Source organism: Enterocloster sp. OA13, from assembly GCF_022440595.1.
Lineage (GTDB): Bacteria > Bacillota > Clostridia > Lachnospirales > Lachnospiraceae > Enterocloster > Enterocloster hominis.
Map to the genome: position 1 here is coordinate 4402801 of NZ_JAKNTF010000001.1, position 16538 is coordinate 4419338.

Here is a 16538-nt window from a genome sequence, read left to right on the forward strand (position 1 = left end):
GGAAATAAAATCGGACTGCGTGCTTTTCCAATAAGCCCGCAGTCCATATTTATGCCTTTTTACCGCTTATCCATATATGGTAACCGGACCGGATGTCTCCGGGTCCATTGCCATCCTGTAAATCTGGATCATCTCTTCCTTGCCCAGCTCAACAATTCCAGGCAGCCTGCGTGTCCCCATGTTGGTGCACTTGTCCGCCATCTCCTCAATCTTTTCCGGCTCCACGCCCAGTTCCCTTATGGATACCGGCATGCCAAGGCTCTTATAGAAATCCTCGGTTGCCTGGATTCCTGCCAGGGCGGTTTTCATGGGGTGTTCAAAGTCCATGTCAATGTTCCACACATTGACGGCATACCTTGCAAAGCGGTTCACGTCATGGACACATACAAACCTTGCCCAGGAAGGCCACAGGGCTGAAAGTCCTGCGCCGTGGGCAATCCTTGGGTACATGCCGGAAAGCTCATGCTCCATCTGGTGCACCTGCATCAGGAAATCCCTGCCCGCGCTGGTCAGGCCGTTATGGGAAAGGCTGCCCGCCCACATAAGGGTTGCGCGGGCCTCATAATCCTCAGGATCCTGGTCCGCAGCCTTGCCGGCTTCAATGGTGGATTTAAGCAATGCCTCCGCAATCCGGTCCGTAAGGTCCGTATCCTTTGTCTGGCTGAAATACCGCTCCAGTGTATGCATCATGATATCCACGGTCCCGCACCCGGTCTGGTACTTATTCACACTGTAGGTCAGTTCGGGATTACAGATGGAGAACAGGGGACGGTGTGTGACGCTGTTAAAGCCCCTCTTAAAACCATTTTCCTCATTGGTGATGACGCAGGATGCGCTCATCTCGCTGCCTGAGGCGGCCAGGGTCAGGATGGTCCCCACGGGAAGCGCTTTCTGCGGAACGGCCTCGTGCTTAAAATAAGTCCATACATCCACATCCGGATTGCCTGCGCCGTCCGCAATACACTTGGAAGAGTCAATGACGCTTCCGCCGCCAACCGCCAGCACAAAATCAACATTTTCCTTCAGACATAGTTCGATTCCCTGTCTTGCCATGGAAAGGGTGGGGTTGGCCTGTACGCCGCCCAGGGTCACGTACTCAATCCCCTCTTCCTTTAACGAATCCAGGACCGCGTCCAACAGCCCTGTCTTCCTGGCGCTGGCTCCGCCAAAATGCACCAGCACTTTCTTAAATCCATACTCTTTTACAAGTTTCCCTGCCTGAAGGTGGGTATCCTTTCCAAATATCATTCTGGTCGGGGTGAAAAATTCAAAATTCTGCATGATGTAGACCTCCTGTTTTAACATTCAAACTGTCTTCATTATACAAAAAAGCCATGCTCTTTTCCACCTGATTTTAATCTTATTTCAAAAAATGCTGAGCAGCCTCTCTATATCCTCACAGATCCCGTCTTCATCCCATGAGGTCCCGGCCGAGTATTCCAATACCCAGTCCGCCTCCGGCGTAAGCTCCATGCACTTGTCCAGGAACCGTTCCACGTCCAGCGTCCCGTCCCACAACCTCTTGTGGCTGTCGTGAAGCCCGTCATTGTTGTGCAGATGGTATGCCACAATCCGGGACTGAAGTTCACTCATGACCCGGGGCAGGTTCCATCCGTTGGCATGTGCGTGTCCGATATCAATCAGTACCTGATAGCCTTCCTCCCTGCACACACGGATGAATGCATCTTCATCCAAAAGCATATTTCCCCTGCTGATGACGCCTGCATTCTCTACTACTACCGGAATACCGCAGGCCCGGGCCATTTCCCCAACCCTCCGGTAATTGGCGCAGGCAGTCCGTATCATCCCGTCCTTTTCCCGTACCCGGCAGTTATTATGGTGATATACCATATACCGGCTGTCCAGCATCTGTCCGTACTTAAGGGTGGCGGCCGTCATATCCATGGTCCTCCTGTACTCCTCCGTGTCCTTGGCAGCACTGTGCTCCGCCCCGTAGTATGGTCCATGGAAACTGACCGGCACTTTCTTTAGTTCCGGAAGACATTTCTGCAGCAGTCCTTCATACCCCTCTTCATGAAACATGGGAAACAGTTCCACCCCCAGCCTGCCTTCATAGCGGTCCAGATAGAACAGCACCTTCTCCAGTTCCCCTGCCTCATACATATTGGTACTGATTAACAAAGCCATGGTTTTGGCCTCCTTTACCTGTTTTTTCTTCCGGCTGTACAATATAGGGGGCATTGGCTGCTTTAATCTGTTCCGGGTATCCAAGGGATATCTGGCTGACACGGTCGAACAGGTGGATCCGTTCAAAGTCCGGAATAATATATACCTTCTGGCCGGGAGCCGGTATATTGCCTTCACTGACAGCAATGAGCTCCATGCCGTCCGCCTCCACGTACACCCCATAACGGTTCCCATAATCCTCCACGTACTTCACCGTGGCAGCAATGGCATTATCCTCCGGCTTCCCGCTGAGTACCATGTGCTCAGGCCGGATGCCAAAGTACAGGCGGCCCGACGGATTCTGTTTTGCCAGGGCACACCACATCCCGGGAAGGCGTATGCTCTGACGGCCAATGACCAGTGTCCCCTTTATATAAGAGGACTCCACGATATTCATGGAAGGCGAGCCGATAAAGCGTGCCGTGAACACATTGGCCGGACGGTTGTAAACATTCGAGGGGGTATCAAGCATCTGCATCTTCCCCTCATGCATCAGGGCAATCCTCTGCCCTACTGTCATGGCCTCTATCTGGTCATGGGTCACGTAAATCATGGTCTGTCCATAAGTCTCATGGATCTTCACCAGTTCCTTCCTGGCCCGCAGCCTGAGCTGGGCGTCCAGGTTGGACAGCGGTTCATCCAGAAGGAAATAGGCCGAACGCTTGACAACCGCCCTTGCAAGGGCCACCCTCTGGCGCTGTCCGCCGGACAGATCCTTAGGTTTCCTGTCCTCCAGCCCTTTTAAATCCAGCATTTCCACCACGTCCTTCAGCCTGGCCTTAATTTCCTTCTGTTCCATCTTGTGTGCCTTAAGCCCGTAAATGATGTTGTTCCTCACGGTCATGTGAGGGAAAAGGGCATAGTTCTGAAACACCATGGATACTCCCCGTTCCCCGCAGGGCACGTCATTGACCAGGCGGCCGTCCATGAAGAGACTGCCCTTTGTCAGCTTTTCCAGCCCGGCAATCATGCGCAGGGTGGTGGACTTCCCGCACCCCGACGGCCCAAGAAGGATCAGGCGTTCCCCTTCTTTTATCTCCATGTTCAGGTCCTTGACAATCACATTTTTATCATAAGCTTTGTCAACATGCTCAAATACAATATTCTTCATCTGCTTCCTCCTTTTATCCCTTAATGCCGGACATGGCAAAGGTATTTATGATATAACGCTGGAACACGATATAAAGGGCAAGGGGGATCATCATGGTCATGACCGACACGGCCATGGCAATGGTAAATTCCGTCCCGCCTTCCGAACTGATATACATCTGCAATGCCAGGGACAGTGTATAATTTTCTTTTGATTTGAGGATCAATACCGGCCACACGTATTCATTCCAGGAATTAATAAAGAATATGATTCCGGTCGAGATGATGGAGGGCCGTACCAGCGGTATGACAATGTCCTTCATGATTTTCAGGTTCCCGATATCCTCCATCCTGGCGGCCTCTATCAGCGCCCTGGGAATCCCCCGGATGGACTGCCGCAGAAGAAAGATTCCCAGCACATCCGCCAGCTGGGGAAGCGCCACCCCCCATATCCTGTCACTAAGCCCTGCCTTTGATATCATCAGGTAATTAGGTATCATTGTTACCGTAAAAGGGATGAACATGGTGCTGAGCATGATGAAATACAGGACCCCTTTTCCTTTAAAATCAAAATATACAAAAGAATACGCGGCAAACAGGCTGGTCACGGTCTTAAACAGCGTGACCGTGGATGCAATCAGGAATGTGTTGGCCGTAATCCGCAGGAAAGGAAGTTTACTGAATACGTGGATGTAATTCTGAAGGGTGGGCCTGGCCGGTATGATCTGAAACACGGTGTTGAACGCGTCCTGCATTGTCTTAAAGGAATTGGACAGTGCGAACAGGATGGGCATCAGAAGCAGGAACACCGCCCCCAGAAGAAGGAGATGCCATCCTGGCTGCATTTCCCTAATTTTCATAATATACCCCCTTCTCCACAAACCGGAACTCCAGCACCAGAAGCAGGATGAATAATACCATGGTAATCACGGAAACCGCAGAGGACGTGCCTGTACGGTACAGGGTAAATGCTTCGTGGTAGGACATGTAAATCATATTGGAGCTGGCGTAATTAGGCCCTCCCTGGGTCACCACCTTGATGGGGGTGAACACATACTGAAGCCCCTGGACAATGGTGGTTATGAATACGTAGATTCCGGTGGCGGAGCTCATGGGCACCACCATATCCTTAAATATTTTCCACAGGGGCACATTGTCCAGCCTGGCAGCCTCTATGACTTCGGACGATACGCCGGACACGCCTGCAAGGATGATGATGAAGTTATATCCGAACACTTTCCAGGAGGTCACAAGGCTCAGCACCGCAATGACCCAGCCTTCTGTCTTGGACCAGAAGGGCAGGGACAGGCCAAACGCCTTGAGCACAAGGGCCACAGGCCCGGAAATCGGATTCAGGATCCAGATATAAAGGATTGAACCCACAACCAGCGAGATGACGCTGGGCAGGAAGAATACGGCCTTATAAAATCCCTGGCCTTTCCGGATGACCGCGGAGAGGATGAAGGACAGGATATAGGGCAATACAAAATTCACTGCCAGGAGAATCAATATATACAATACGGTATTTCCCGCAATCCTCCAGGAATTCGGGTCCTTTACAATGGATATGTAGTTTGCCAGGCCCACGAACTTCTTCACCGGCTTTACCATGTTCCACTCGAAAAAGCTGAGATATATGGTATAAAACAGCGGATAAAACATAAATACGGCAAACACGGCAAGGGATGGGACCAGGAATACATATCCCAGGATGGTCTGCCGTTTTTCTTCACGATTCAATGATTTCTACCTCCATATACAAATGATGCAGATACCTCCTGGAAGGTATCTGCCTGAAAACCTGTCTGTGTGCTGCACTGCCCCTGCGGCTGCTGGTCCTGAAACTGTCAGACAACCGTTCCGGTAACTGCTCATCTGCCGTCCCGGACGTATCTGCCCTACTGGGCCAGAAGCAGCTGGTTGATGGCATCCTGGGTGCTTGTCATTCCCTCCTGGGCAGTTACCTGTCCGCCAAGGATCTGGTCCCTCATATCCAAAAGCATCTGCTCCGCCTGAAGTCCGGCATCCCCCGGAAACGCGGTCCACGGCACAACTCCGTCCATCTGTTCAATGGCCGCTGTCATCATCTGGTTTTCCGCCAGGAAATCCTTCAGCCCGTTCTCCGCCTCTGCCACGTCCTTCCTTGGAGGAACATACCCTGTCCCCTCGGTCCAGGCAGCCATGGACTCCACACTGTAAAGGTATTTCTCAAATTCCCATGCTGCCTTTACCTGGTCTTCGCCCTGAGCCGTTATGGCCAGGAAACAGCCTCCGGCAGGCACCATGCGTTCCCTGGTTCCCCATACAGGGGATTTGACCGTTGCCACATCGAACCGGGCGCCCTTTTGCACGGAGGCCCTTCTGGCGATGGTGGTATAGAGCATTGCACAGTTTCCGTCAATAAAGCTTTGGCAGCCTTCTTCCCATGAGATATGAAGGGCCGTCTTATCCTTCACCATATCCGCATACAGCTGCATGGCCTCTATTCCTTCCGGTGTTGCAAAGGATGCCTCCTTCTTCCCCCCGCCGTTCACAGTCAGCATCCTTGCCCCATTGCTCTCAATCAGGCCCTGCTGTGCCCAGAAATCCGCAGGTTCCTGCATATAGAATCCGTACTTTCCCGTCTTCTCCTTGACCGCTGCCGCAAACTCACTGACCTCCTGCCATGTTGCAGGCCCCTCTTCAGGAAGCCCTGCCTCCTTCAGTATATCCTTATTGATATACAGCACGGGATTGCTCAGGGAGTAGGGAATCCCCACCTGGGAACCCTCACTGTCCACTGCCAGTCCCAGTACATTGGGAAGGAATTTATCCTGAAGGAAGGTCTTATCTTCCGTGTCATACATGTCAATTGCATCCTGAGGTGACACATAAGAAAAGTTATTGGAAAAATAGTCCAGGAATGCCCATCCAATCTGCACCAGGGCCGGGGAATTACCTGCTGCTGCCTCTGCCTGTAGGTTCTGCATCAGTCCCTTATACATATCCGGATTATATTTTGCCACCACCTCAATATGGTCGTTGCCCTCGTTAAACTTTTTTACCAGCTCATCAACCGTAAGTCCTCCCTGGGTCTCTGCATTGCAGTGCCAGTACTCAATCACTGTCTTATCCGTACTTTTGCCCGCGGTTTCATCGGCAGGACGTTCCCCGCCCTGGGCCTGCTGGGTGGTCTGGCTTTCCTGGCTGGTCTGGCCTGCTGCTGCCTGTCCGTCCGTTCCCTGTGTGGATGATGCGCCGCAGCCTGCCAATGACGCAACCACTGCTGCTGTTGTAAGAGCCAATATGCGTTTCACACATTTCCTCATTGATTTGATTCCTCCTTGTTTTCACAATCTTGTCTTTTTCTATCCTAAAGAATGAATGTAAATTCCATAAGAGAAGTTTTGTAAATTCTTGGTATTATTTGTGCGGAAGGGATTTTCCGGGCAGTTGTGGATTTATATTTCTTTATATTTATTTTAGGAAACAGATATGAATCCTTCCTTGTATCTGCCTTCATCCTGTGCTATGATTTCCATAACGCAGGATATTCCTGTCCTGCCGGAGCATGTTTGATAACAGCTCTGATCTGGGATACTCTGGCGGTTCTGCCATCGTTACCCTTACCGATACCCATTAACCCATAAAACTGAAAAGGAGTGATGTTGTGGCAGAGCGGAACCTGTACATGAGGAAGCTGCTGAACCATCCGGCGCGTTTCGCTGATTTCTATAACGGAACCGTATTTGGAGGCCGGCAGGTTTTAAGACCGGAACAATTGTCTGACGTGCCCAATGAGCAGGGAATTGTAATCCTGGATAAGGATGGGAAGAAACGCGTGGTGGAGCGCAGGAGGGATATCATTAAAAAGGCCTCCTTTGGGGCATATTTCATATTGGCTGCCGAGGAAAACCAGGATACCATCCATTATGGCATGCCGGTGAGGAACATGATGTATGACGCGCTGGATTATACGGAACAGATGGAATGCCTGAAGCAGGCCCATCGGATTCAGGGCGATGCGCTAAGCGGCGGCGGGTTCCTGTCAGGAATCACCAGGGAGGACAGGCTGATGCCCGTTGTTTCCCTTATCCTGTATCACGGCTCCAAACCCTGGGATGGACCCAAATCGCTTTATGACATGCTGGGACTGGATGCATCCGCGAAAGAAACCCTTGCTTTAAAGCAGGTGCTTCCCGACTACCGGATTAATCTGATCGATGCGTCCAACATAGAGCATCCCGAGCTTTTCTGCACCAGTTTACAGCACGTATTCTCTATGCTAAAATATAATACAGATAAACAGAAGTTCTACGGATATGCAAAGCAGCACCAAAAGGACCTGCAGGATATGGATGACGATTCCATGCTGGCCATGCTTACTCTTTTAGGTGAACAGAAACGGCTGCTGAAAATTCTGGAAACATCTTCAAATGATACAAAGGAGGGAACCGATGTGTGTATCGCCATAGACGAATTGATTAACGATGGGAAAATCGAAGGAAAAATTGAAGGAAAAATCGAAGGAGAGCACAGGCTTGCAACCCTGATGGACAGACTGTTCAAGGATGGACGGGTCGGAGATGCCAGGCTGGCTGCCAGCAGTCCGTCTGCCCGGAAGATATTATATAAGGAATACGGATTGTCAGAGGATTAGGGCGTGTTTGAAAATTGCTTTCCGTCAACCCATTCCCCGGCACCATATTACAGAACCAAAAAGGGCAGGCAGCCCCAAGTGCCGCCCGGCGCATCTACGCCGGGCCGTACCAGGGGCTGCCTGCCCAAATCCAAACTTCCTCCCAAAAGGGAGGTCCGGGGAGCCAGTACCCCCGGACCAATTTCACCTCTTACTGGCAATTCTCATTAATAAATGCCTTTACCTCATCCTGTCCCTTGCCGATGGCGCTCTTAACCTCGATGGAGCCATCTGCGATTCCGGCCTTTGCTTCCTCTAACTTTGCCTTGCCCTCATCAGACAGAAGTCCGTTTAACTGGTCGCCCTCCACGATGCCTACAGCGCCGTCGGACAGACCCAGAATCTCATACTCGCCAAATGGCAGTGTGCCGTTGTCCAGGTACTCGCCGATTACATTGTATACGGCATTGCCCACTTCCTTGATGACGGATGTGGCAAACTTCTCCTGGATGGCCTTGTCATCCACATACTGCAGGGACTGGTCGCTGTCCACGCCGATTACAAACTTCTGGGCCTCTTCTGCAGCATTGTGGACACCGTTGCCGGAACCGCCTGCGCATGCGAAGATCACATCCGCGCCAGCATCATTGTACTGGGTCATGGCCTGTGTCTTGGCTGTGTCAGGATCGTTCCATGCGCCTACGTAGTTGTATACAATCTTGATGTCAGGATTGTAGTACTTGGCACCCTGGATATAGCCCCACAGGAATTCCTGGATGACCAGGGACTCGTCCATGCCGCCGATAAATCCGATTACATTGGTGGGGTCCATGCCCTCTGCGCCGTTGGCAGCAATATCAGCCGCCGCAATGCCGCCCAGGAAGGCTGCCTGGCTTGTGGCAAAGTCAACACCGTACGCATTGTTGTTCTCACACTGGTCGATTACGTCCTCGCTGATAATGGTGAATGCAATGTCAGGATACTCATTGGCAACCTCCACCAGGTTGTCCTTGAAATCTGAAGCAGTGATGATCAGGTCAGCGCCCTTGTCAGCCGCCTCATACATGGCCTGCAGGTTTGCCTGGAGGTCAGCGGTGGTCTCCACCACATGCACATCCGCCCTGTCAGCATAATCCTTCACTGAGCGGTCGCCTCCGGCCGCCATGCTGTCCCAGTAAGACAGGTCGCCCCTGTCACGGATGAATACATAAACCTGCTTCTTCTCCCCGCTGTCAGCAGCCGCTTCTCCTGCGTCCTTGCCGGCTTCTGCGCCAGCCTCTGCCTTTGTCCCATTGTCCTTGGCCGCCTCTGTGGAGCCGCCGCCTCCGCCGCAGCCCGTGAGCATTCCGCCCACCATTACGGCTGACATTGCCAGTGCTGCAATCCTCTTCCAGTTCTTCATAATTACTTGTCCTCCTTTTTCTGTTCTGCTTCTTTTTTACACATTTCATAAAGCTTTAAACGGTAGGAATCATCATACTCATCCCAGAGGGGCTGTACCTTGCTGGCCTCATCCAGGAAATAGAAGACATCCCTTCCCATTGCCCTGCCCTTAATGGTATGCATGTCGATTGCATACTCCGGAATCTCAGGAACATATCCTGCCTCAAATTCCCTCATGATGATATTCTTGATATGGTCGGTTGAGCGCTCCTTCTGGCATCTGCACATATAACGGATTGCGTGCATGAAGAAGATGGGCCTGTCGCCGTCCATATATGCATACTCCTTGTGAAGGTCGTACATGGTCTTTACGAATACAGGGGCCTGGGTGTCACCGAAGCCCACATCCTCCACGGAGATTACCAGCAGACGGTTCCACATCTTCTCCTCGTGGAATGTGGATGTGATATAAAGCTCATATGCCATGCGCAGGGCCGTGTCCTCCTCTGCCCTTCTGATGCATTTTTGCATTGCCGAGATAACCAGGTCTGCCTCCAGACCATTTTTTGTTCTTGTGTTTGACCACGGATCATAATATTCCTGTGCCATTTTCATTGTCCTCCTTGTTATTTATCATGCGGCCTGTTGAGAGTGTAACTGTTCCAGGCTTGCAAGCTTCTCTTTTCTGCGCGCCACCATCTTCCTGATGGACTGGATGATTACCAGCACAACAATGATGAACAGGTATGGGAACGCTTCTATCAGTTTCAGGTCTATCTTACTGTAAAGCTGTAAGTACACGGTAATGGTATCGGAAAATCCATAGAGCAGGGAGCTTAAGCAGCCCACGATGGGATTGCCCTGGCTCATTGCGTCCATTGCAAGGGACATATATCCCCTTCCCGCCACCATTCCGGTTGTAAATGATTTAAGGGCGCCCATGGAAAGGTACATGCCGCCAAATGCGCAGGATACGCCGCAGATGGCAAGGGCTGCGAACTGGTGCTTTAACACGCTCAGTCCCGCGGCCTTGGCAGCCGCCGGGTTCTCACCCACGGCCCTGATGTTGATGCCCAGCTTTGTCTTATAGAGCATCCACGCCGTCACTGCCACAATGGCCCATGCTATGTAGGTCACCAGGTTCTGCCCGGAGAATATGGTTCCCAGAACCGGGATGTCCTTAAGCACCGGGATATTCACAACCGGGAAGGTAAGGCTTTTCAGCGCGCTGGAATTTGCCTTGCTTCCGGTCAGCATGACCAGCACGAATACGGTCCCTCCGGTTGCTATCAGGTTCACCGCAACACCGCAGGCGTTCATGGCGCCTTTCATGACCAGGGCAAAATACCCGAATATGAAGGAAATGATCACGCCCATGGCCACGGCCGTCAGGCAGCCGATCCACAGGTTCTGCGTAAACGCGCTGGCAATGACGCCGGTGAGCGCGCAGATCAGCATGGTTCCCTCGATTGCCAGGTTGAATATGCCTGACTTTGTCATCATATTGGCTGCAAGAGTTGCAAGCATAACCGGTGTTGTACTTGCCAGCACTGTTTTCCAGAATGTCGGTGATAAAAAGAACTCCATCATGCCGCTGCACCTCCTTCTTCTGCTTCTGCCTGTCTAAGGGACATTTTCTGGTCATGCCGCTTCTTTATAAAGTACAGGAACCGCTGGGATGCAACCAGAAGGATGATGATTCCCTGTAAGAAGGTTACGATCTCAGGGTCAAGGTCCGTGGACCTGGACATGATTTCAGCGCCAACCCTCAGGTACGCAATGAAAAACGCGGTCAGGGGTATGAAGGTGGGGTTGCCGTTGGCAAGCATGTAAATCAGAAGTCCGTCCCACACATAGGCGGTCTGGGACTGCCACTGGAAACGTTTATAGACACCTACAATCTCAATGGCCCCGCCCATTCCTGCAATGGCCCCGCCGATAAACTGCGCCATCAGGATGACAAAACCAGTCTTGATGCCGGAAGCCTTTGCAAACGCAGGATTGCTTCCCGTCACACGCACCTTATATCCAAAGGAGGTCTTGTTCATCAGGAAGATGACGAACAGCGTCACCACGATGACAATGACAAAACCATAGTGGAGGGTGGTGCCCTTAATCATGGTTCCCAGCTTTGCATGGTCCGGGAACTTATAGCTTCCCCAGCTTCCGCTCTTCTCAAGGAAAAAGGAGCTGATGATGGAAAGCCCGAAATAGTAGAAGATGGAATTAGCCATGATGGCCAGCACCACCGGGTTTACCTTGGTATATTTGTTCACAATGACAGGAAGCATGGAAATCACGCCGCCCACCACGGCTGCCGCCAGAATCAGGGCCAGCTGGTGCAGGCCGTTTGGAAGGGGGCAGGCAATGGCGATTGCGCTGGCGACAACAGCCCCCATGTAAAAGGATGCGTCAGAGCTGATATTGAAGATACCGCTTTTTAAGCACAGGGTCAGGCCAAGTCCGGTAAACACCAGGGGGATTGCCCGCACCACAACGTTGAAGAAGCTCCTCTTGGTCTCCAATGGTCCCAGCATCAGCTTCTGGATGGCAAGCCCCGGTGTCTGGCTCACAAAGAAGATGATGGTAAATACAATGAGGATGGACAGCAGCAGGGCTGCGCCGATTCTCATGACACTGAAATAATCCATTATGTCAAATCGTTTTTTATTTGATTTTATTTTCTCCATGATTTATCCCAACCCCTCCTGCTTTTTGAGGCCAAGCATGTAGAGCCCAAGCTCCTGCTCGGTTACCTTTGGCGTGTTGCTAAGGGCACCCACCACCTTTCCCTTATGCATGACAAGAATCCGGTCACTCAGGGAAATCAGCTCATTCAGATCTGCTGACGATAAAAGGATGGCCTTGTTGTGGCTGCGCATTTCCAGAATCTTTGAATGGATGAAGGAGATGGCCCCCACATCCACGCCGCGGGTGGGCTGGTTCAGCACCAGCAGGTCGCTGGGCGCCTTAAACTCCCTTGCCACAATGGCCTTCTGGATATTTCCGCCTGACAGGCTTCCGATGGACTGGTTTTCATCCTTTGTCTTGACCATGAACTCCTTGATCTGTTCCTGGCAGTGCTCCTTTACCCGGCCCGCCTGGACCATGCCGAACTTATTGGCAAAGGTGTCGATGTTGGAGACAATCAGGTTTTCCTGAAGGCTCATCTCAGGGGCGCACCCTTCAATCATACGGTCCTCGGGCACATGGGACATGCCGTTCTTACGGATATTGGTAACAGATTCGTGGGTTATATCCCTGCCGTTCAGGGATATCTTCCCTTCCAGGGCGCGCATGTTTCCTGTTATGATGGAAATCAGCTCGCTCTGTCCGTTGCCCTCCACGCCTGCGATCCCAACGATTTCCCCTTTGTGCACCTCAAGGCTTACGCCCGAAAGCTTGGGAATCTTGAACTTGTCCACATATACCAGGTTCTCCACCTTTAACACAGGCTCCCCCGGCTTCACATCTTCCTTATCATACTCAAAGGATATCTCCCTGCCCACCATCAGGTTGGATATGTCTTCCTCCGACACATCCCTGGTCAGATATGTACCCTTTGTAACCCCGCCCTTAAGGACCGTGATCCTGTCGCTGATGCGCTTCACCTCATTGAGCTTATGGGATATGAAAATGATGGTCATGCCCCGGCTTTTCAGTTCCAGCAGGCGCTCGAACAGCTCCTCTGTCTCCTGGGGCGTCAGCACGGCGGTGGGTTCATCCAGGATGATCAGCTTGGCGCTGCGGTAAAGGATTTTAAGGATTTCCAGCTTCTGCTTCATCCCCACACTCATATCCCTGACCCTTCTGGACGCGTCAATCTCAAAATTATACTTCTTTGCCACCTCATCCGTAATCTGGATGTCCCGCTTCTTGTTGGATACAAAGCTGGTCTTATCCAGTCCCAGCATCATGTTCTCCGCCCCTGTCAGGGAATCCACCAGCATGAAGTGCTGATGCACCATGCCGATGCCGTGTTCAATCGCCTCTTTACTGGACTGCAGCTTCAGCTCCTGCCCCTTCATGTAGATATGGCCGGAGGTAATGCTCTCCAGGCCGTAGAGCATTTTCATCAGCGTACTTTTACCTGCCCCGTTCTCGCCTACCAGCGCATGGATCTCACCCTCGTCCACCGTGAAATTCACATTGTGGTTGGCAAGCACGCCGCCTTCATAAATCTTTGTTACGTCCTTTACTTCCAGCAAATGTTCCATCAGTTTCTCCTTTCCGCCTCTTCCCGCTCCCGGATTTCCTTCAGGCAGTGCTCCAGGTCCCCCGGTATCACTGTCATGCTGCAGCCAAGCATCAGGTTCACCGGCAAATCAAAATCCTCCACCGTAAATCCGTCTGCGTCAGCCCTGGCCCCCACCTTCTCAAGCATGGTCCGCCCGTCATCCAGATAGCCATATATCTTTTTCCCAAGGGCATAGGCATACCCGATTTCAAAGCAGGTCCCGCTGTCCGGCTCCATACCCCGGAAGGCATTGAGGTTGGCCACCACATAATCACAGCTGTCCAGGTAATGGATATTCTTAAGGAATATCCGCTCCCCCAGTGTCTTCCCCTCATCAGCAGCAGCCTTCTGGGCCTGCATCTCAAATCCGTATTTACTGCACAGCTCCTGGTACACAAAATACCGTTTTTCTTTCCAGTCCGGATAAAACACATCAAATCCAGCCACATAGATCCGGTCCATACACACTCCTCCCTGGCTATCCCCAAGCCCCGCTTTAATGTTCCCGCAAAAGCGCTTCCACTTTTCCAAAGAATTCCTCTGAAAATGCCTCCACGTCCACAAACAGCGCTGCACTCATCTCATACTTCCTGTCATTGCACCGCAGCACGTTCTCCGTTGTCTTCCCTGCCTGCGGGCCTTCCGTAAAGCACATCATATGCATGGGAATGGTGGTCAGTATCTCCGGATGCACGGCCGCCACGGCCGCCAGCGGGTCATGAAGCCCGCATCCGCCCAGATATGGATGGAACTTCCGGTACGCGCCCAAATAATGCTTCAGGGCCTCGTACAGGAACAGGGCGCTCCTGGTGCCGATGCCGCGCCAGCGTTCGTGGTCCTCAAAGCTGAACAGTGTCTTGCGCGTCACGTCCAGCCCCACCAGCACAACCGGCAGCCTGGAATCCAGCACCTCGGCCGTGGCCGGGATGTCCAGCCTTACATTGGCCTCGCTGAGCGCTTCCGTATACGTTCCGGTATTGCCCGGGGAGGCAATGGCCCCTCCCATCACATAGACAGCCCCAGCATTCCCTGCTGTGGCACTGTCCTTTCTCAGCACCCTGGCAATGTCGGTAAGAGGACCGCTTGTAACCCAGTACAGCTCCCTGCCGTACCGCTCAATCATACCAAGGATGAAGTCCGTGGCTTCCCCCGGCCTTGCCCCTGCACAGTCCTCAGGGCTGCTTGGTCCCAGCACGCCCCCAAGGCCCTCGCACCCGTGAAAACGGCTTCCTCCGCTGTAATCATTGGGAATACCGCTCAGAGGCGTCTCACTTCCCATGACCACAGGAATATCCTCCCTGCCAAACAGCTTAAGCACCGCCTTGGTATTCCGGTACACATTGCCGATATGCCCCATGCCGTAGGATACGGTTATCCCTACCACCTCGCATTCCTTCTGGGCCAGAAGGTAGGCAATGGCCAACGCGTCGTCGATTCCCGTGTCACAGCTGTATAATATCTTTTTTCCCATGTTAAACCCCCGGTTTCTTAGATGAATTTCCTCTTATGGCATCCGCTCAAAACCGGACCAATCAGACCTTCCTCACACTGCGTTCAAATATATGAAGTCCCCTGCTGGCCCCGCTTCCCAGCACGGTGGAATTGCCCAGGCAGGCCTCCCCCGCCTCATACCGTTCCATGTCCGAGCGTTTCACCAGATAACCGGTTACGCGCACAACATCGGAATTGCTGGAATAGAATGAAAAATACCGCATCCCCTCATCAAAAGCGCCTCTTATGATATCCAGCACCGCCATGGGGTTCTTCCTTGCAGTTTCCTCAAATGGAAACAGTTCGCCGATTCCCGCCGCAAAATGCTTCTGGGTCCTGGCGGTAAACATAAGCTGCTTTGGCAGCGGCGGCTCCTCCCCCACCGGTATCCTGGTGTTGGGGGTCACCCCGGTATCCGTGGAAATCCCCACCTGGCCGTGCATTGCAAAACTGCCGTATCTGGGCTTGTAGGAAGCCACCTGGTCATGGATCCGGTCCAGGACCATAAGCGCGAAGTCCTCTGCCTCCTTGCCGTGGCCATAGCGCTCTTCAGGCTTCTGGAGCCTTAACACCGTATTCACGCACTCGGCCAGCCCCACCAGCCCGAACATGCCCACGAACTTATCTTTATGGATCAGCCCTTCATCACTGAGGAACGTATTCTCAAGGAACCGCGCCTCCTCAAATATATATGTATCCCGTTTGTCCATCTGCTCACACTGGGCGGCCACTGCTGCCGGCAGCAGTTCATTAAGGAAATGCTCCCTGCCCTCCGCCGCCTCCCCAAGGGCCCTCATATCCAGCCTTCCAAGGGTCAGGCCGCCCCCGCCGATGGGAAGGGCGTTATAGCAGCTCACAATGGCATAATCCGGTCCCCAGTCAGCCGTATACATGGCATCGTTGACAAAACTGGGTTTTGCGGTGATAAGTCCTGTCTCAATGGCCATGCAGGCAAAGTCATCCGTGGTATGCCCGTTATAAATCAGGGACATGTTGGGAACCGGACGCTGCATCTGCGCCGACAGTTCCAGTATGATCCTCCCCGCCCTTGTGTCATAAGGACCGATATCCGCATGGCAGAAGGAATCGCTGATGGTCCGGTCCACATGGGTCAGGAAAATACGGATGGCATGCCTGGCCTCCTCCTCATCCCTCACAAAAGGCTCCAGCAGCCGGTCGATATGGCCGATGTACACAGGACCCCCGATGACGGAAGGCACATGCCTGTAAAGGATTAAAAGGTTGGACACCGCGTCCCATATGTCCCGGGGCGGATCCAGCATCAGGAACCTGCTGCCCTGTTTCATGAATTTATCATAGTCGGGAAGCACATACCTTGGACGGTAGGGCGCATTGCCCTCCCCCATGTCAAACACAATGCCCTTGTCCACAAACCACTGGGCCTCCCTGCTAAGGGGCACCGGGTCCGGCGTGTTCTCGGCCGCCTGGGCCAGGGCTGTCAGCCTCTGGGGATATGTAAGCCTTGGATCCGATAATATGCCTTTGATGGTTTCTTCAATTCCCTGCGTCATA

The 16538-nt window shown here is 52.6% G+C and carries 15 protein-coding genes; 1 reads left to right on the forward strand and 14 read right to left on the reverse strand.

Going from position 1 to position 16538, the window contains the following annotated elements; translation table 11 throughout:
• Positions 1-66: 66 nt before the first annotated feature.
• The 6 genes from MCJ35_RS19515 to MCJ35_RS19540 all read right to left on the reverse strand — a co-directional run bounded on the left by MCJ35_RS19515 (position 67) and on the right by MCJ35_RS19540 (position 6584).
• A complete protein-coding gene (locus MCJ35_RS19515) occupies positions 67-1281 on the reverse strand; it encodes an iron-containing alcohol dehydrogenase (RefSeq protein ID WP_025485766.1) in 1215 nt (404 codons plus the stop codon).
• Between the two features lie 84 nt (positions 1282-1365).
• Positions 1366-2148 (reverse strand): sugar phosphate isomerase/epimerase family protein, encoded by a 783-nt coding sequence (locus tag MCJ35_RS19520; RefSeq protein WP_025485765.1) that lies wholly within the window; start codon positions 2146-2148, stop codon positions 1366-1368.
• Positions 2117-3298: an ABC transporter ATP-binding protein gene (locus MCJ35_RS19525; RefSeq protein ID WP_025485764.1), complete on the reverse strand. Its 1182-nt coding sequence runs from the start codon at positions 3296-3298 to the stop codon at positions 2117-2119. The genes MCJ35_RS19520 and MCJ35_RS19525 overlap by 32 nt, the downstream gene beginning before the upstream one ends.
• Positions 3299-3311: 13 nt before the next feature.
• Positions 3312-4136 carry a carbohydrate ABC transporter permease gene (locus MCJ35_RS19530; protein WP_008719450.1) on the reverse strand — a complete coding sequence of 275 codons (825 nt, stop codon included), beginning with the start codon at positions 4134-4136 and terminating at the stop codon, positions 3312-3314.
• A complete protein-coding gene (locus MCJ35_RS19535) occupies positions 4126-5016 on the reverse strand; it encodes a carbohydrate ABC transporter permease (protein WP_025485761.1) in 891 nt (296 codons plus the stop codon). Before MCJ35_RS19535 ends, MCJ35_RS19530 begins: the two co-directional genes overlap by 11 nt.
• Positions 5017-5174: 158 nt before the next feature.
• A complete protein-coding gene (locus MCJ35_RS19540; RefSeq protein ID WP_025485758.1) occupies positions 5175-6584 on the reverse strand; it encodes an ABC transporter substrate-binding protein in 1410 nt (469 codons plus the stop codon).
• A gap of 341 nt (positions 6585-6925) precedes the next feature.
• Between MCJ35_RS19540 and MCJ35_RS19545 the strand changes: the two genes are divergently transcribed.
• The gene (locus MCJ35_RS19545; protein ID WP_240299620.1) at positions 6926-7915 is read left to right on the forward strand and encodes an Rpn family recombination-promoting nuclease/putative transposase; all 990 of its coding nucleotides are present in this window, start codon (positions 6926-6928) and stop codon (positions 7913-7915) included.
• Positions 7916-8105: 190 nt separating this feature from the next.
• Here MCJ35_RS19545 and MCJ35_RS19550 read toward each other — a convergent pair whose 3' ends face one another.
• The 8 genes from MCJ35_RS19550 to MCJ35_RS19585 all read right to left on the reverse strand — a co-directional run bounded on the left by MCJ35_RS19550 (position 8106) and on the right by MCJ35_RS19585 (position 16537).
• Positions 8106-9296 carry a BMP family ABC transporter substrate-binding protein gene (locus tag MCJ35_RS19550; RefSeq protein ID WP_227797080.1) on the reverse strand — a complete coding sequence of 397 codons (1191 nt, stop codon included), beginning with the start codon at positions 9294-9296 and terminating at the stop codon, positions 8106-8108.
• Between the two features lie 2 nt (positions 9297-9298).
• Positions 9299-9886 carry an AAA family ATPase gene (locus tag MCJ35_RS19555; RefSeq protein WP_025485757.1) on the reverse strand — a complete coding sequence of 196 codons (588 nt, stop codon included), beginning with the start codon at positions 9884-9886 and terminating at the stop codon, positions 9299-9301.
• 24 nt (positions 9887-9910) lie between these two features.
• On the reverse strand, positions 9911-10867 hold the full coding sequence (locus MCJ35_RS19560) for an ABC transporter permease (protein WP_025485756.1): 957 nt from the start codon (positions 10865-10867) through the stop codon (positions 9911-9913).
• Positions 10864-11967, reverse strand: coding sequence for an ABC transporter permease (locus tag MCJ35_RS19565; RefSeq protein ID WP_008719459.1), 1104 nt, complete (start codon positions 11965-11967; stop codon positions 10864-10866). Before MCJ35_RS19565 ends, MCJ35_RS19560 begins: the two co-directional genes overlap by 4 nt.
• A gap of 3 nt (positions 11968-11970) precedes the next feature.
• Positions 11971-13494 (reverse strand): ABC transporter ATP-binding protein, encoded by a 1524-nt coding sequence (locus MCJ35_RS19570; protein ID WP_155858472.1) that lies wholly within the window; start codon positions 13492-13494, stop codon positions 11971-11973.
• A complete protein-coding gene (locus tag MCJ35_RS19575) occupies positions 13494-13976 on the reverse strand; it encodes a nucleoside 2-deoxyribosyltransferase (protein WP_025485754.1) in 483 nt (160 codons plus the stop codon). The genes MCJ35_RS19570 and MCJ35_RS19575 overlap by 1 nt, the downstream gene beginning before the upstream one ends.
• A 34-nt stretch (positions 13977-14010) precedes the next feature.
• Positions 14011-14985 (reverse strand): nucleoside hydrolase, encoded by a 975-nt coding sequence (locus MCJ35_RS19580; RefSeq protein WP_240299621.1) that lies wholly within the window; start codon positions 14983-14985, stop codon positions 14011-14013.
• A 61-nt stretch (positions 14986-15046) separates the two neighbouring features.
• Entirely contained in the window at positions 15047-16537 is a 1491-nt protein-coding gene (locus tag MCJ35_RS19585; RefSeq protein ID WP_240299622.1) for a YjjI family glycine radical enzyme, read from the reverse strand.
• Position 16538: the final 1 nt, after the last annotated feature.